The organism is Rhodoferax sp. P2_H8_2, from assembly GCF_056403235.1.
The window spans coordinates 1-17,806 of sequence record NZ_JBFUFW010000003.1 but is presented as its reverse complement, the minus strand read 5'-3'; the positions used below and the strand labels follow the sequence as shown (position 1 = coordinate 17,806).

The 17,806-nt window shown below is 60.4% G+C and carries 10 protein-coding genes; 6 read left to right on the top strand and 4 right to left on the bottom strand.

Translation table 11 applies throughout. The features are described from left to right. Positions 1 to 37: 37 nt before the first annotated feature. Together AC1DV6_RS05785 and AC1DV6_RS05780 are read left to right on the top strand one after the other, a co-directional pair. Positions 38 to 1,918: a DUF1800 domain-containing protein gene (locus AC1DV6_RS05785; RefSeq protein WP_477976013.1), complete on the top strand. Its 1,881-nt coding sequence runs from the start codon at positions 38 to 40 to the stop codon at positions 1,916 to 1,918. Between the two features lie 10 nt (positions 1,919 to 1,928). After that, positions 1,929 to 3,413 (top strand): DUF1501 domain-containing protein, encoded by a 1,485-nt coding sequence (locus AC1DV6_RS05780; protein ID WP_477976011.1) that lies wholly within the window; start codon positions 1,929 to 1,931, stop codon positions 3,411 to 3,413. A 61-nt stretch (positions 3,414 to 3,474) separates the two neighbouring features. Here AC1DV6_RS05780 and AC1DV6_RS05775 read toward each other — a convergent pair whose 3' ends face one another. Beyond that, positions 3,475 to 4,722, bottom strand: coding sequence for an EAL and HDOD domain-containing protein (locus AC1DV6_RS05775; RefSeq protein ID WP_477976009.1), 1,248 nt, complete (start codon positions 4,720 to 4,722; stop codon positions 3,475 to 3,477). Positions 4,723 to 4,750: 28 nt separating this feature from the next. Beyond that, the gene (gene uvrA / locus AC1DV6_RS05770; protein ID WP_477976007.1) at positions 4,751 to 7,801 is read right to left on the bottom strand and encodes an excinuclease ABC subunit UvrA; all 3,051 of its coding nucleotides are present in this window, start codon (positions 7,799 to 7,801) and stop codon (positions 4,751 to 4,753) included. 129 nt (positions 7,802 to 7,930) lie between these two features. Here uvrA and ssb point away from each other — a divergent pair, with 129 nt between their 5' ends. Then, on the top strand, positions 7,931 to 8,440 hold the full coding sequence (ssb, locus tag AC1DV6_RS05765) for a single-stranded DNA-binding protein (RefSeq protein WP_477976005.1): 510 nt from the start codon (positions 7,931 to 7,933) through the stop codon (positions 8,438 to 8,440). A 60-nt stretch (positions 8,441 to 8,500) separates the two neighbouring features. On the opposite strand, the gene AC1DV6_RS05760 is transcribed toward ssb, so the two are convergent. After that, on the bottom strand, positions 8,501 to 10,297 hold the full coding sequence (locus tag AC1DV6_RS05760; protein ID WP_477976003.1) for a TolC family outer membrane protein: 1,797 nt from the start codon (positions 10,295 to 10,297) through the stop codon (positions 8,501 to 8,503). Positions 10,298 to 10,509: 212 nt separating this feature from the next. On the opposite strand from AC1DV6_RS05760, the gene AC1DV6_RS05755 reads away from it, so the two are divergent. The 3 genes from AC1DV6_RS05755 (at position 10,510) to AC1DV6_RS05745 (ending at position 14,172) form a co-directional block, all read left to right on the top strand. Further along, positions 10,510 to 11,484 carry a TAXI family TRAP transporter solute-binding subunit gene (locus AC1DV6_RS05755; RefSeq protein ID WP_477976001.1) on the top strand — a complete coding sequence of 325 codons (975 nt, stop codon included), beginning with the start codon at positions 10,510 to 10,512 and terminating at the stop codon, positions 11,482 to 11,484. Positions 11,485 to 11,595: 111 nt separating this feature from the next. Further along, complete coding sequence (locus AC1DV6_RS05750) at positions 11,596 to 12,225, top strand: transglutaminase-like cysteine peptidase (RefSeq protein ID WP_477975999.1); 630 nt, start codon at positions 11,596 to 11,598, stop codon at positions 12,223 to 12,225. 24 nt (positions 12,226 to 12,249) lie between these two features. Continuing rightward, complete coding sequence (locus AC1DV6_RS05745) at positions 12,250 to 14,172, top strand: bifunctional diguanylate cyclase/phosphodiesterase (protein WP_477975997.1); 1,923 nt, start codon at positions 12,250 to 12,252, stop codon at positions 14,170 to 14,172. Positions 14,173 to 14,291: 119 nt separating this feature from the next. On the opposite strand, the gene AC1DV6_RS05740 is transcribed toward AC1DV6_RS05745, so the two are convergent. Further along, a partial coding sequence (locus tag AC1DV6_RS05740) for a beta strand repeat-containing protein (protein WP_477975995.1) occupies positions 14,292 to 17,806 on the bottom strand: 3,515 nt, incomplete at its 5' end.

Below are 17,806 nucleotides of genomic sequence, written 5' to 3'. Positions count from 1 at the left end.
GCCCCTGGGTCTCTATCTCTCAAATTTGGGGCAAAGCATGGGTATTGAAGTGATGGATCCGCCTGCGGTTGCATTGGATGCTCCCAAGTTCGCGGCAGCGGTTGGCGTGGTGGCGCTGCTCAGTGCCTGCGGTGGAGGCGGAGGAGGCACTTCGGAGAGTGGGCTGCCTGTATCGACCCCAGCTCCTACCCCCTCGCCAACCCCTGCGCCAACACCAACACCTACCCCTGCGCCGACCCCGACCCCCACGCCGACGCCTACACCGGTCCCAACTCCAACCCCAGTGCCGACACCGGCGCCACCCCCCGTGGCGCTCTACGCCTACCCTTCTGCGCGCACCGATGAGGAGGCCGCCCGCTTTCTGTTGCAGGCGCAGTTTTCCGCATCGGATGCAGAGATTGCGTCCGTGCGCTCCCTTGGCTATGCCGCATGGCTGCAACAGCAGATAGCTTCGCCGATGTCGAGCACGGGTTGGGATTGGCTCAATGCCAAGGGCTACGGCGATGTGCTGAACCCTGCGAACTATTACGACAGCAATACGCCGGGCGATTACATGGCCTGGAACCAGCTGATCGCAGCGCCCGATGCGATGCGCAAGCGCGTGGTGCTGGCGCTGTCGGAGTTCTTTGTCGTGTCTGCCTATGGCCTGGACTTCGGCTGGCGCAGCCATGGCGCGGCGGCGTGGTGGGATGTGTTGAATACCCATGCATTTGGCAACCACCGCAGCCTGCTGGAGGCGGTCACGCTCAATGTGGCGATGGGGTTCTATCTGAACACCAAGGGCAACAAGAAAGCCGATGGCAAGGGCAGCCAGCCCGATGAGAACTATGGCCGCGAAGTCATGCAGTTGTTCTCCATCGGCCTGGTGCAACTCAACCAGGACGGCACACCCAAGCTCTCGGGCGGCAACAAGATCGACAGCTACACCGCCGCCGACGTCAGCAACATCGCGCAGGTCTTCACCGGCTACGACCTAGACCAAAGCCAGAACGTGGTGACAGCCATTCCGCAAACGGGTGGTGGCACGCGCAATGTCGGCAATACCGCGTTCGCCAAGCTGCCGATGATTCAGGTTGGCAACAACCACACAACGCTGGCGGCCAACTTCCTAGGGGCCAACGTGCCCGCCGGGGCGTCTGCGAAAGACGCGCTGAAAACGGCACTGGACACGCTGCATAACCATCCCAACGCTGCCCCGTTTTTCTGCAAGCAGATGATCCAGCGGCTGGTCACCAGCAACCCCAGCCCGGCCTATGTCAGTCGTGTCGCGGCCATCTTCATCAACAACGGCAAGGGCGTACGCGGCGATCTGGCCGCGGTGTTTGCTGCGATCCTGCAGGACGACGAAGCGCGTGGCCCGGGTGGTTTGACGCAAACAGAGTTTGGCAAATTGCGCGAGCCCATGGTGCGCTTTGTGCAATGGGCGCGTACCTTCAATGTCACGTCGGCTGCCGACGCCTGGAAGATCGGCGATTTGAGCAATGCGGCAAGCCAGTTGGGCCAAAGCCCGTTGCGTTCGCCATCGGTATTCAACTTTTTCCGCCCCGGCTATGTGCCCCCTGCCACGACGTTGAGTGCGGGTTCTGTGGCGCCGGAGTTCCAGCTGGTCAACGAGACCAGCGTGAGTGGCTACTTGAACTACATGAGTGGTGTGATTAACACTGGCATCAATTCCGGCGATATCAAGGCCGCCTATACCGCGGAGCTTGCGTTGGTGCTGGATACGGCTGCGCTGGTACAGCGTTTGAACAAGCTGATGTGTGCCGGGCAGCTGTCGGCCGCTACGCAAACACTGATTGTCAACGCGCTGAATGCCACTGCCGTGACGGCTACCAGTACGGATGCCGTCAAACGCAACCGGGTCTGTGCTGCTGTGCTTATGGTGATGGCGTCTGCCGAATACCTGGTTCAGAAATAGGAGCGCCGCGATGCATTTTCTCCAGCCCGAGCTCCATACCCGCCGTGCTTTTCTTCGTCGGTCCGGCCAATTGGCAATGACCGGTACTGCGTTGCCGCTGGCACTGAACCTTGCGGCCATGGGCGAAGCCGCCGCCTTCAACGCACCCGGCAACGATTACAAGGCGCTGGTCTGCGTTTTCCTCTATGGCGGAAATGACTACGCGAACACGGTCGTTCCGTATGACAACGCGAGTTACGACAAGTACAGCACCATCCGCGGCGGTGGTGCAGGCCGCACGGCAGGTGGCATTGCGCTGGCGCAGGCCGATCTGGCGGCGACGCTGTTGACCCCTACAGTGGCACCCCAGGACGTGTTGGGGCAGACACGCCAGTTTGCGATGAACCCGGGCATGACCGGTCTGGCGGGATTGTTCAATGCGGGCAAGGCCGCGGTGCAAATGAATGTCGGCCCGTTGGTGGTGCCGTTAACACGGGCGCAGTACAACAGTTCAGACCGAGCTACCTACCCGCGGCCACCGCAACTGTTTTCGCATAACGACCAACAATCGATCTGGCAATCGTCGTCACCGGAAGGCTCCAAGGTCGGCTGGGGCGGCAATATCGGTGATCTGGCCATTGCCAATAACCTGAACACCAGCTCCATCTTCACATGTATGTCGGTCACCGGCAACGCGGTGTTCCTGTCAGGCGACACGGCGCTGCAATACCAGCTCAGCACCAGCGGCGCCATCAAGATTGCGCCGGCTACGTCAGCGGTCTATGGCTCCACCGCGGTGCGCGATGCCATCAGCACGCTGATCCAGCAGCCACGCAGCCAGAAACTGGAAAACGAATACAACACCGTAACCAAGCGCGCGATGGGCGCTGAAAGCGCTGTGACAGCCGCACTCTCCGCGGCTGCGCCTGCGACGGTGTTTCCGACGGATGGGCTGGGGCCACAGATGAAGATGGTCGCGCGGCTGATCAAGGGCCAGGCCGCATTGGGTGCACGCCGCCAGGTGTTTCTGGTCTCCATTGGCGGCTTCGATTTGCACGACAACCTTATCCGTGACCACAGTGGCCTCTTGGGCAAGGTCAGCGCAGCCATGACTGCGTTCTACAACGCGACGGTGGAGATGGGTGTAGCCAATCAGGTGACGACATTCACCGCATCCGATTTTGGCCGCACCTTGGCGTCCAACGGTGATGGTTCAGACCACGGCTGGGGCAGTCACCATTTCGTTGTGGGGGGTGCGGTCAAGGGCAATGCGTTTTACGGCGCGCCACCACCGATCAGCGTGGGCGATACCAAGGACAGCGGTGGCAATTACGCACCGGCAGACCAGTGGCATGTGGGTCAGGGACGTTTGCTGCCCAGCACGGCGGTGGACCAATATGCGGCGACGCTGGCGCGCTGGTTTGGGGTGGCGGATTCAGAGATGGTGGGCATACTGCCCAACATCGGGCACTTTGGCGGCACCGGGTACCCGGTCAATCTCGGTTTTATGGCGTAGCGATTGCTACAATTTTAGTAGCTGTTTACACAATATCTACGGGCGCTACAGCCAATTTTTCCTATAAACCGATAGAGTCGGCCCACACGATTGCATCCATATGCGCCATGTTGATGGTGTGGCTGCTGTAGTTCAGCTCAGTGGCCAGGCTGGCAAAGCTGGCGTCATCGTAGGACTCGGCTGCCTTGGTCAAGGCCAGCATCCGGCCCAGCGTGCCTGTGCCGTTCTCAATGGCTTCGGTAATCGGTGCTGGCAGCGTCAGCAGTTGCAGTGCGTCGGCCATGGGAACGCCCAGCATGTCATCCAACAGCGAGAACAGACCGACCACAAAGGCGCTTTCGCATTCTTCCGGCGACAAGGTTCCCGCACCCAGCAGTTCCATCATCCGCCCCCGCACTACAGCGGTGGTGCCGACCACTGCCGAGGCTTCGTTGGTGCGCGCTGCCGTTAGCAACAGCGCGGTCCAACGCAACAGGCGCTTCATGCCGATCAGCATCACGGCGTGGCGAAATGAAGTCACCTCCTGCGTCAGCCCAAAACCGGCTGAGTTGATCAGGCGCATCAGGTTGAAGCCCAGCATCGCATCGCGTTTGAGCAGGGTTTCGATGTGCTCGATGTCAGCCTGCGTGCGCACCAGGTTGAAGAGCTGCAACACGCTGGCGTGCGCCGGTGTCACCACCTTGGTTTTGATGATTTCGGGGCGATCAATCCAGTAGCCCTGGAACAGTTGCGCACCAAGCGCCATCGCGTCGACAAACTGCGTCTGGGTTTCTATTTTCTCGGCCACCAGTATGGCCTGGGTGCGCGCCTTGATGGCAGCTGCCAAGGGCTTGTGCACGTCGGCTGGTACGCCCTGCATGTCCAGCTTGACGTAATGCGCGAGCAACTGCCAGTCCTTGTACGCGGGCGCCACCACCGTATGGTCAAACGCGAGCTTGAAGCCGCGATCGTGCAACTCGGCCAGCGTCGTGTGCAACTTGGCAATGGCCTCGGGCTCGTGTCCCGCAACCGGCGCGACCTCGATCACAAATTTTTCGGGGGTTGCGATGTCCAGGTGATCGCCCACGAGGCTGTGGTGCGTGCGGTTGATGAACAGCGTCTTGGTCTGCACACCCAGCGCGTTGCTGGTGTCGGCCATCGCATTGAACAGCAGCGAGATGTCACTGCCGGCGTCGTGGGCCTGGGTTTGCGTGGAGCGGTCAAACAGCTCATAGGCCACGATGCTGCGCCGTGCGTCCACGATGGCCTGGCGGGCAATCAGGCTGATAGCTTGCAGCGGCGCGCCGCCCGGGGAGGGTTGATTGCTCATGGCGTTATGGTACTGCGGCAGGTGCCCTTTACAGTAGGCGGGCCAGATAACGCCCGGTGTGGCTGTCGGGATTGGCGGCAATATCCTCCGGCGTGCCCACGCCGACCACGGTGCCACCGCCAGAGCCGCCTTCCGGCCCCATGTCAATCAGCCAGTCGGCGGTTTTGATGACGTCCAGGTTGTGCTCGATGACAACGATGGTGTTGCCCGCGTCGCGCAGCTGGTGAAGCACTTTGAGCAGCAAAGCGATGTCAGCAAAGTGCAGGCCTGTTGTGGGCTCATCCAGGATGTAGAGCGTGCGCCCGGTGTCTTTTTTGGACAGCTCCAGTGCCAGCTTGACGCGTTGCGCTTCACCGCCCGACAGGGTGGTGGCAGCCTGGCCCAAACGGATGTAGGAGAGGCCCACGTCCAAGAGCGTCTGCAGTTTGCGCGCAATGGTGGGCACAGCCTGCAGGAAGGCATAGGCGGCTTCCACCGTCATGTCCAGGATCTGCGCGATGTTCTTGCCCTTGTAGAGCACTTCCAGCGTCTCGCGGTTGTAGCGCTGGCCGGCGCAGACATCGCAGGGCACGTACACATCCGGCAAGAAGTGCATCTCGACCTTGACCATGCCATCGCCCTGGCAGGCCTCGCAGCGGCCACCAGCCACATTGAAAGAAAAACGCCCCGGCCCGTAGCCGCGCTCGCGCGCCACCGGCACCTCGGCCATCAGCTCGCGGATCGGGGTGAACAAGCCGGTGTAGGTGGCAGGGTTGGAGCGTGGCGTGCGACCAATCGGCGATTGGTCGACGTTGATGACTTTGTCGAAATGCTCAATGCCTTCGATGGCTTCATGCGCCGCAGGCTCATCGTGCGCGCGGTAGATCGAGCGGGCTACCGCGGCGTACAACGTGTCGTTGACCAGTGTGGATTTGCCAGAGCCGGATACGCCCGTCACGCAGGTGAAAAGGCCCACCGGAAACTCAACGCTGACGTCCTTCAGATTGTGACCTGATGCCTTGACGACACGCAGTGCCTGCATGTCGCCTTGGGTTGCGAGGTGGTGTGCCTGGCGCTGGCCCCACGCCAGCGCGGCCTTGCTGGGCGCGCCTTTGGAGGCTACCTTCTTCTCTGCGGGCTTGGGGGCTACGGTAGGCAGCCAGGCGGTGCGGCGTTTGGGGACCTCGATCTTCAGCGTGCCCGCCAGGTATTGGCCGGTCAGTGATTCGGTGTTGGCCTTGACCTCGTCAAACGTTCCCTGCGCAATCACGCGCCCGCCATGGATACCCGCGCCCAGGCCCATGTCGATCACATGGTCGGCCGCGCGCATCATGTCTTCGTCGTGCTCCACCACCAGCACGCTGTTGCCAATGTCACGCAGGTGTTTGAGTGTGTCTATCAGTCGGTCGTTGTCGCGCTGGTGCAGTCCGATGCTGGGCTCATCAAGCACATACATCACGCCGGTCAGACCCGAGCCGATTTGCGATGCCAAGCGGATGCGCTGACTCTCTCCACCCGAGAGCGTCTCCGCGCTGCGGTCCAGACTGAGGTAGTTCAGACCCACATCATTGAGGAATTTCAGGCGCAGGCCAATCTCACGCACCACCTTGGAGGCAATCTCGCCCTTGGCGCCGTGCATGATGAGTTGCGTGAAATAGGCATAGCTCTCGCGCAGCGTGCTGTGGCTGATCTCGAAAATCGCGCGGGCTTGATCTCCCTCGCCAATTTTGACGTGGCGTGCCTCACGACGCAGGCGTGAGCCATTGCAATCCGGGCAGGGCTGCGTGCTGCGCATGCGGCCCAGGTCTTCGCGCACCAGCGCCGAATCCGTCTCGCGGTAGCGTCGCTGCATATTGGGGAGGATGCCCTCGAACGGGTGCTTCTTGTTGATCTTCTTGCCAGCGAAGTTGCCCGACTCCATCACATAGCTGAACTTGATTTCTTCCTCGCCCGAGCCATACAGAATGGCCTGGCGCACCGCGTCCGGCAGCGCTTCGAAAGACTGGTCAATGTCGAACTTGTAGTGCTTGGCCAAGCTTTCCAGCAATGAAAAGTAATAGCCGTTGCGCCGGTCCCAGCCCTTGATGGCGCCGCTGGCCAGGCTCAGCGTGGGAAAGGCGACGACCCGCGCCGGATCAAAAAACTCCTGCGCACCCAGGCCGTCGCAGCTGGGACAGGCGCCTACCGGCGAGTTGAACGAGAACAGGCGTGGCTCCAGCTCGGCAATCGAGTAGCTACAGACCGGGCAGGCAAACTTGGCGTTGAATAGGTGCTCTTTCGAGCTGGAAGGCTTATCCGTTGTACGTAAGCCACTATCATTTTCGGAGCGACTGTCGCTCTCCATTTCCAGCGCAATGGCCCGGCCATTGGCCAGCCGCAGTGCCGCTTCGAAGCTTTCGGCCAAACGCTGCTTCATGTCGGCCCGCACCTTGATGCGGTCCACCACCACATCAATGTCGTGCTTCTCGGTTTTCTTCAGCGCGGGCAGTTCGTCAAACGCATAGGCTTGGCCATTGATGCGAAAACGTACATAGCCCTGCGACTGCATGTCAGCAAATACATCCAGGAACTCGCCTTTCTTCTCACGCGCCAGCGGCGCCAGGATCATCAGCCGTGTGTCTTCGGGCAAGGCCAACACCGCGTCCACCATTTGGCTGACGGTCTGGGCCTGCAGTGGCAGGCCGTGGTCCGGGCAATACGGCGTGCCAGCGCGGGCGAACAGCAGGCGCAGGTAGTCGTGGATTTCGGTCACCGTGCCCACGGTCGAGCGCGGGTTGTGGCTGGTGGCTTTTTGCTCGATGGAGATCGCGGGCGACAGGCCTTCGATCATGTCCACATCGGGCTTGTCCATCAGCTGCAGAAACTGGCGCGCGTAGGTAGACAGACTCTCCACATAGCGGCGCTGGCCCTCGGCGTACAGCGTGTCGAACGCCAGGCTGGACTTGCCCGAACCCGAGAGGCCGGTGATCACCACCAGCTGATTGCGCGGGATATCGAGGTCAATGTTCTTCAGGTTGTGGGTGCGCGCACCCCGTACGCTGATGGTTTGCTGCTGCAGGGCGCGGGCCAGGTATTTGCTATCGTCAATAGGAGAGTTCAAGTTCGTGGCCGCCAAAAGAGTAACCTGCCATGATAGTGAAGTTCGCCCCCACGTGTCCAACCCTGGATAAGCGGGCCGGCAGACCGGCTTGCCGGACGGGATAAACTGCAGCATAAATTGGAGAAAACCATGGCATCCGTCAATAAAGTCATCCTCATCGGCAATTGCGGCCGCGACCCCGAAATCCGTTATTTGCCCTCTGGCCAGGCCGTAGCCAACGTCAGCGTCGCTACCAGCAGCCGCCGCAAGGACAAAAACACCGGTGAATCCATCGAAGACACCCAGTGGCACCGCGTCACGTTTTACGACCGCCTCGCCGAGATTGCCGGGGAGTACGTCAAGAAGGGCCGCCCGATTTACGTGGAAGGCCGGCTGAAGTACGGAAAGTACACCGACCAGGCGGGCGTGGAAAAGAACACCGTGGACATCGTTGCCACCGAACTGCAGTTGCTGGGTGGCCGTGAAGGCATGGGTGGTCCTGGCGGTGGTGATGGAGGTGATGAAGGGGGTTATCAGCAACAGGCCCCGCGTCGCCCCGCGCCGCCTGCTGCGCGTGCACCCGCAGCCGCCCCGCGCCAGGCCCCAGCTCCACGCCCGGCCAGTGGCTTTGATGACATGGATGACGATATTCCGTTCTAAAGCCCACGCGCCAACAAAAAAGCGACCCAAGGGTCGCTTTTTTGTTGGGGTTGTCTGCCGTTAGAAAGTGCGGCCCTTGGTTACGGTTTCGCGCACGATCTTCCACTGCTTGCCGACCTGCTCCAGATCCAGTGTTTTCTCAACCGTGTCGCGGTAATCGTCGGAGCCGTAGCTTTGCGAGAAAGAGACTGCGCCGGTCTTGACGTTGCACGACAAGGCTTTGGTACCCGTGATGTCGGCGCGGATGTTGCCCTTCTTGTTCAGGCGTGTCTGGCGCAATTTTTCCCAATCACTTCGGCTCAGTCCTTTGGCGGGTACAAAGTTGCTGCCGTAGGCGGCGAGGTAGCCCGCAAAGTCTTTGCGGTTCCAGGCACCAATCCAGGCATCTACAAAGTTGCTCAATTCGGTTTGGCAGGCCTCGGTGACTTTCGCCGGTGCAGGTGTCGAAGTAGGTGTCGGGGTAGGGGCTGGCAGCGGCTCAGGTTTGACCGGAGGCACTGGAATGCGGTCTTCAAAACGGGTTTCGGCATTGCGGCTGAGCACCAGTGTCGGAATGATGCGGTCACTGCACTGCAGCGCATCGTCACTGGCTTCGCTACCGCCGCTCGCCTCGGGCAGGGAGCTGTTCATCGGTCGCAACTTGAAGACTTCCAGCAGCGTGCCAGAGACGGCCAGTACCCGTACGTCAGACAGACTCAGGTCATAGACTGCATTGGCCAGTGCGCGGCGCGCCTGGTACAGCTCGTTCTCCGTGTCCAGCAAGTCCAGCAAAGAGCGCTGGCCAATGTCAAACTGCTGTTGGTAGGCTTGGCGTGCCTTGGAGGTGGACAGCTCATGTTGGGACAACAACTTGAGCTGGCTGACCAGGCGGATCGAGTCGTTGAAGGCGATCTGGCCGGTCTGAAAAATATCGCGGCAGGCCTTGTCACGCAAATCGAAAGCCGCCTCCAGCTTGGCCTCGCTCTGCCGGGTCCGCGCAGCGTCCGAGCCGCCGCGAAACAGGTTGTAGTTCAGGACCAGCTCAACCGTTGAGTCCTTGTACTGCCCAATCACACCGCTCTCGTTGTTCTGGGTACCGGTGCGTGCACGCAGTTCCAGCGTGGGGTACTTGCTGGCGGCGCGTACATCGCGGTCAGCCCGGTAGGAGCGGATGTTGGCCACTGCGCCCAGGAAATCCGGGTTGGTGCGAGGCGCATCGTTCAGAAAACCAATACCGACCGGCAAGAATTCGCCCAGTGGTTCCAGCGGCGCCAGTACTTCGGCAGGGGTATCCCCGACCAGACGCTGGTAGCGCGCCGACACGTCGTGCAGATTGCTGACCTCGGTCAGCCAGTTGGATTCGGCCAGGGCCATGCGACCGGCGGCCTGTTCCAGATCAACCCGGCGGCCCACGCCGGCGGCGACCTTTTGGGCGATGCGGTCGTGCACTTCCTGGTGGGCGTTGTAATTGCTGCCTGCAAGTTCGACCAGTTCGCGGAACCGCAGCACATCGATATAGGCCCGCCCGACCTCTAGTGCGGTCTGGTTGCTGGCGGACAGCAGCTCGTAGAAGGCGGCTTGCTCAGCGTAGCTCAGGCGGCGCACTTCAGATTTGGTGGCAAAACCGTCAAACAGGGTCTGGCGCAACTGCAGCGACGCACGGTTGCTGGCGTATGTCTGGGTGGTAGGGACACTGGGGCTTTGGTACTGTTCGCGGCCAGAGCCGACTTCCAGATCAACCCGGGGCAGCCAGCCGCCTTGCGCGGCACGGCGGTCGTGTTGGGCCGCCTGCAGGTTGTGATAGCGCAGCTTGACCTCAGGGTTTTGCAGCGCCGCCTGTTCAATCGCTGCCCGGAGGTTGCCCGGTGACTGGGCCATTGCGGCACTACCAACGAAGCACAGGCCTGCAATGAACAGGCAGTTTTTTTGTAGGTGTCTCAAATGAATCACGTTCGAACTTTCCAGTATCTCAGATGCAGCGCGCTAATATGCCTATGCTAGTCTGGAAGACAAGGACTGTTGCCAAGGCCCATACAAGCCCTTCAAGACCAACCGGTTAGTTTAGACGACGACACGAAAGGTGCGATGCGATGACTGTCACGCTTATGCGATTTTTCTTCTGTGCGCTGGCGCTCATCGCCGGCCAGCTGGGTCCGGCCACGGCGCAAACGCAGCCGCAATTGGTGACCATCGCCGCCGGCGGTGTCAACGGTGTCTATTACTCGGTGGCTGGCAGTATTTGCCGACAGCTCAACAAGGACCGCGCGGCCAATACGCGCTGCGCCGTCGAGGTCAGCGAAGGCTCGGTCACTAACGTGACCCTGCTGCGCCGTGGGGTTGCCCCGTTTGCATTGATACAGGCCGACGTGCACTACAACGCCTATTCGGGCAACGGACCCTTCGCTGCCGCAGGCGCACAGAAGAATCTGCGCTCAGTGTTCTCGCTGTACCCGGAAGTGCTGACCATTGTGGCGGGTAAAGACATTGCGGCACGCCAACTCGGAGAGATGAAGGGCTTGCGTTTGAGCCGCGGTCTGCCGGGATCCGGTGGTCGCGTCACCATGGACAGCTTGTTCGCAGCAGTGGGCTGGAGCGCTGCAGACTTCGCCACCGCGCAGGAGCGCCCTATTGAAGAGCAAAGTTATGCCCTCTGTGAGAGAAAGCTCGACGGCTTTGCCTACTTGGTGGGCCACCCCGCGCCCAATGTGATGCGTACGGCCAAGAGTTGCGATGCGCGCGTGCTCTCGTTGGCAGAAGAACAGATTAGCCAGTTCATCGCTGGCAAGCCCTATTTCGAGCGTACCGAGATCGCCGCCAATACCTATCCCGGCCAGACGATGCCGGTGGCGTCGGTCGGCTCACTGGCAACTTTGATGGTGCTGGAGTCGGCTTCCGAAGAGCAGGTCTATGGGCTGGTGCGCGCCGTTTTTGACAACCTGGAAGCGCTCAAACAAAGCAATCCGGTGCTGGCTGGCTTGCAGCCCGCCAGGATGGTGAAAAACGGCCTGAGCGCACCACTGCATCCCGGCGCACTGCGGTACTACCGGGAAAAGGGCTGGCTGTAGGCGCAATCTTCTCGTCGGACATTCCAATTGCTACGCGGTCCCGTTACCTCTGCGTTTGCCAGTGCTTGGCGACGTCATGTTGGGGCATCCGGCCTGACTTGGCTGCTGCTATTGGGTGTCGTAAGCGCCGCACTTTCAGCCTCCAACTTCGACCAATTGCAAGCCCATGCGGTGCAGCGCTGGGGTGCCGGGGTCACTCCCAAATTCACCGCTTGGCGCACGCTGGTCGCCAATCTGGCTGGTGCGACGGACAGCGAGCGGCTCAAACGCGTCAATGACTTTGTCAATCGGCAAACCTTGTTTGGCGAAGACATGGCGATTTGGGGCCAGCTGGACTACTGGGCAACGCCGTTGGAGACCCTGGGCAAAAGCGCGGGTGATTGCGAGGACTTTGCCATCTTCAAGTACTTCTCGCTGCGCGAGGCCGGGGTCGCCCGCGAAAAGCTGCGGCTGATCTATGTGCGGGCCAAGACGGGCAGTGACAGCAGCGCGCCTATGCAGGCGCACATGGTGCTGGCGTATTACGCGCAGCCCGATGCTGAGCCACTGGTGTTGGACAACTTGGTGGGAGATATCAAACCCGCCTCCCGCCGGCCCGATCTGGTGCCGGTGTTCAGTTTTAACAGTGAAGGCGTGTTCAGCGGAGTCTCCGGGCAGGAGACCAAGCCGGCCGCCGGCACCGGGCGCCTGTCACGTTGGGAAGACCTGCTGCAGCGCGCCAAGGCAGAAGGTTTTGAATAAATGACTTATTTACGGAGCTAGACCATGTCCATGTACCGACAACTCTGGTTGGCCATCATTGCCAGCATGTTGCTTGCCTTGAGCGGCGGCCTGCTGGCATCACTTTTGAGTGCGCGCAGTTATCTTGAGTCGCAGCTCACCATCAAAAACACTGACAACGCCACTGCGTTGGCGCTGTCGCTCAGCCAGGGCAATCCGGACCCGGTGATGGCCGACCTGGTGGTGGCTTCGCTGTTTGACAGCGGGCACTACCAGTCGATTCGCATCCTCGATCCCTCAGGCAAGGTGATGGTTGAACGCGTCGCCGACACCGGCGCACTGGACGCACCCCACTGGTTTGTCCAGTTGTTGCCCATCCACGCGACGCCAGGCCAGGCTCAAATCAGCAGTGGCTGGAAGCAGTTCGGCACGGTTTCGCTAGTGAGTCACAGTCGGTTCGCCTACGGCGCGCTTTGGAAGAGTGCCTATGAAATGGTGGCTGCGTTGACGCTGGCCGGTATCGTGGGCGGACTGCTGGGTTCATTGGTGCTGCGGCGCATCCGAGGCCCGTTGCAAACCGTGATCGAACAGGCGCAGGCCATCACGCAGCGGCGCTTTGTCACTGTGGAGTTGCCCAAGGTGCCAGAGTTGAAGCAACTGGCCGTTGCGATGAATGCGACCGTTGGGCGTTTGAAATCGATGTTTGAAGAAGAGGCTTCGCGGCTGGAAGGCGTGCGCAAGGAGGCCAACTTCGACAGCCTGACCGGCTTGGCAAACCGCAGCTATTTCATGGGGCGCCTGCGGCATTTGATTGATGCCGATGACTCAGCCGGTGGCACGCTGATCATGTTGCGTCTGGCCGACCTGGCGGGCATCAACCGCCGTCTGGGACGTGGTGCTACTGACGACTTTCTCAAAGTGGTGGCGCAGGCGGTGCAAACATGCGCCAACAAGGTGGGCCACGGGGTGGCTGCGCGTTTGAATGGCGCCGATTTCGCCGTGTTGCTGCCTGGGGAAAACGTCGCACGTACGCTGGCCAACGATTTGCTGCAGCACCTGATCCAGGTGGCCGCGCCCTTTGTAGAAGACCAAGCCACTGCATGGCTGGGTTTTGGAAAATTCGCGCACGGTACCGATGTGGGCGCGCTGCTGGCGCGCGTCGATCTGGCGCTTGCCGGTGCGGAGGCCGAGCGCGGCAATGGCTTGCAGGAAGCGATGAACGATACCGCCGACGAAATGCCCCGTACCGCTGAACAGTGGCAGGGCATGATCCAGCGCGCGCTGGCACAGGGCTGGGTGCGCCTGATCTCCTTTCCGGTCGTGCAGGTGGACGGCGACTTGTCACATCGCGAGTGCCCGTTGCGTTTGATGTTTGATGAGAAAGGCGAGTGGGTGCCTGCGGGCCGCTTCCTGCCAGTGGCTGAGCGCCTGCGGCTGACTCCGGCGCTGGATCTGGCAGCGGTTGGTTTGGGCCTGAAAGAACTGGAGGCCCAGCCCAAGTTGCCTGGTTTGGCAATCAATTTGTCGGCCAGTTCGGTGGCTGACGCCGACTTCCGCGCTGCGTTGACAGCCAAGTTGCTGGAGCACAAATCATTGGCACCCCGCTTGTGGCTGGAAGTGGCAGAGTCTGGCGCGTTGAAATACATGACGGAGTTCCGCGGGCTTTGTCTGGGCCTCAAGAAAGCCGGCTGCCACGTCGGGCTTGAGCACTTTGGCCATCAGTTCAGCCAGATTGGTGCGTTACACGATTTGGGGCTGGATTATCTGAAAGTGGATTCCAGCTTTGTACGTGGCATCGAGGCCAACGCCGGCAACGCCGCATTTCTCAAAGGCTTGTGCAGCATTGCCCACAACATTGGCCTGCAGGTGCTGGCCGAAGGTGTGACAACCCAGGCCGAGTGGGACACCATCAAAGCGCTAGGCTTTGATGGCGCCACCGGACCTGGCGTAAGAGAACCACAGGTCTAGCGGGGGCAATTCGCCGCCGGGCCGCCCCAAGGTGCTCTGGACCGCTTGGCGGCCAGCGCCGTTAGGCAATTAGCCCCCTTGGGGGGGCAGCGACCCGCGTAGCGGCGGAGCGTGGGGGCTTAATCAACGATCAGGCGCTTGTTATTCAGCAGATCCTGAATGATGGCGTTGTCATTGAGTAGCGTCACGTTGTTGGAGTCCACCGTCAGATTGACGTTCTGCAGCACGATAGTCTGGTTTTCCTTGGTCGCGTCATAGCCCGCGCTGAAACCGCCGCTGGTGCTGATGTGCACCACAGTGTGGCCGTTGGACAGCTCGAAATGCAGGTAGTCGTCCAGGTTGCCCGGGTTCTGGCCCAGATGCGCCTCGCCCTGCAATAAATCACGCAGGTCGAGCGCATCGCCCTCGGTTTTGCTGAAATCCATCACCAGATCGGTCGTGCCGGATATCTTGATCGCGTTGCCGACGCCGTAGGCATTTCCGGCGCCAGCGTTGGCAGTGCCCAGGGTAGCGTTTTGATCCCCAAGCGACCAGGCAAATACGTCCGAGCCCAGATCCCCGCGCAGCACGTCGCTGCCCTTGCCGCCGTCGAGTCGGTCATTGCCGGCGCCGCCGCGCAGGCCGTCAATGCCATCGCCACCGGAGAGGTAGTCATTGCCGGTGCCACCGTACAGCAAGTCCGAACCCGCTTCGCCAAACAGCGCGTCGTTGCCAGTACCACCCCCGACCACATCTGCATTGGCTTCGGAGACCAGCAGGTTGCCACTCGCATTGACCAGATTGCCCGTTGTATCAGCACTGGTCATGAAAGCGTGGGCAGCAACGTTGGCAAAAGTCAGCGTGTTGCTGCTGTCACCCGCATAGACCACGTCATCGCCAGCGCCAGCTTCCACTTTGTCGTTGCCTGCCAGCGCGTTGATCGCATCATTACCTGCGGTACCAGTCAATGTATTGGCAGTGGCAGTGCCGTTGATCGTCGTAACGCCGGTGGTATCGGTGGCGCCGTTGATGGTGATCACCACATTGGCAGTGCTGCTGGCGCCGCTCGGATCGGCCACCGTGTAGCTAAAAGTCTCGGTCAGCGTCTGGCCGCTGTTCAGCGAATTGACCCGGGCATTGGTGTTGTCCAGGTTATAGGTGTAACTTCCGTTGGCATTCAGATGGAAAGTGCCGTAGCTGCCTGCCACATCGACACCAACCCGGTTGCTAAAGCCGGTCACGGATTGCACGGTGAGCGTGTCGCCATCAATATCAACGTCATTGCCACGCACATCACCTGCCAAGTTGTAATTGCCAGAATCCTCGGTCACAGACAAGACGTCATTCGCGGCGACCGGCGCATCATTCACCGCCGCCACATTGATAGGCAGATTGACAGTGGTGACACCCAGTGCACCGGTAGAAGACTCCTTGGCGGTACCTTCCACGGTCAGGGTGTAGGTGCCGTTGAAGTTTGCTGGTGGCTTCAGCGTGATGGTGTTGAGGTTCCAGCCGGTGATGTTGATGGTTGCACCGTTGGCCGCCGCAGTAAAGCTGTTGGTGCCATCGGACAGCACAGTGCCCACCGTGAGGTTTTTGGCAAACAAGCTGACCAGGGCCTCAGAGCCGTCGGTATCGGCCAAAGCAAAGGTAATGGGCGAGATTTTGATCGTGCCGTCTTCCACGCCGCTGTTGCTGGTGGGGTAGTAGCCTTCCCCGTTGCTGCCGACCAGCGGATCGTGCACACCACCCAGGGTTTCGAGTTGGGTCAGCGAGCTGTAAATCTTGAAGTTGGCCGTCGTCAGGTCCAGCGCAGTGCCATTGTTGACGCTCAGGTATGGCTTCAATGCACCTACGCCGTCCCCGTTGTAGACCACCCAGTCCAAGGTGTAGTAACCATCTGCCGTCGCCGTAAAGGTGTTTGCCGTGATATTGCCGAAGCTGTTATATGGTTTGTTGAGAACTTCGACTCCGCCAATCTTCAAGACGGCAGTGTCGTCCATGTAAGAGCTGAAGGTGTAGGACTTACCAGCTTCCATATAAATCAGGCCGGATATCCGGTAGGCCCCGTCGGTGGATATTCCACTTGGTGGGCTGGATGCCGTATAGTTTTGCGGAGTTGTGGATACGGTTGTCGTATCGGGGGTTACGGCATTCAATCGCGACAGAATGGTTTGAACTTCGGCCGTGCTGTCCACGTCTGCGGGGTTAAGCGTAGCCAGGCCGGTATAGAGGCGCGTGGTGAGCCCCTCACTTGCCGGAGGCGTCGAGATCACAGTGGAGCCATCGACAATGCCCACGCCGCCAAATCTCAGTATTGGGTCGTCGGCAATCGGATTTACGTCAATGGTCGCGGTGACCGCAGGGCTCAAGGCGGTACCATCGCCGACCTGGAAGGTGAACGTGGCATAGCTTGCGGCCTTGTTGCCGACTCCGCTGCCACCAAAGACGTCTGCACCCGATTCGTTGAGGTCTGGCGTAAAGCGCAGCTTGCCAGCGCTAATGTCGGCTGCAGTGACGTCGGTATTGGCCGTGCTGACAGTTGTCCAGGCCGTACCGTTGAAGTATTCGATCTTGCCTTCCAGCGGCAGTGTTGCAATGCGAACCGATTGCAGCGTATTGCCGGTGTCGACATCGGTAAAGGCAAAGTCACTGAGCTGGAATACCCGGCTTGTGTCTTCGTTGGTGCTGAGGTTGACGCTGGCGCTGATGGGGGCGTCATTGACTGCGGTCACATTGAAGGTGATGCGGTTTGGGGTCGCGTCGGTATCGATGCCGCCGTTGGCTGTACCACCGTCGTCTTTCACTTGGAACGTGAAGTTGGCATACGCTGCACCATTGGCATTGGCTGCCGGTGTGAAGCGTAGCAATCCGCCATTGATCTGTGCCAGTGTCACTGACGTTGCTGCGCCAATGGTTACGCCGTTCAATGTCAAAGTGCCATTGCTGGGCGCGTTGACGGTAACTGACGCCAGCGCGTTACCGTCCACATCGGTAAAGCCGAAGTCCCCGCTCGCCAGGGTGTAGCTGTTGTCTTCATTGATCGTGACAGTCTTGTCGGCACCGGCCGGGGCTTCGTTGACATTGGTCTCGTTCAACGTAATGTTGGCATTGGTCGAATTGCCGGCCGCGTCACTTGCTGTGATCGAGTAGACGCGGGAGTTTGGCGTCGTCTCAAAATCATTGGCGCCTGATGCCGCACCTGCGGCGGTCAGGGTGACGACGCCAGTGCTGCTGATCTGGTAGTAGCCATCCGCACTGGTGTTGGTGTTGGTGGTTGTGAACTTGTAGCCGGTGACGGCAACGTTGTCCGATGCCACGATGGTGGCAACAGTTGCACCGGATGCACGGTTCTCTAGATAGTTGAAAGTTTGAGCGCTCAAGGTCGGCGCCGTGGTGTCAGCAGCTGCGACCGAGTAGGACTCGGTGTCGGTGGAGCTTGCGGAGTTGCCAGCGGCGTCGGTGGTGGTGATGGAAGCATCGACCACGTGGTCGGTGTCGGCTGCCAGATCGCTGCCTGGGACATTGATGGAGAAGGTCTTGTCAGCGGCGACGGTGCCGGTGAACGTCTTGCCGTTGACCGTGAGGGTGACGGTATCACCGACCTTGGCGTCACCACCGACCACACCGGTGACCGGAATGTTCTGGCCGGTCT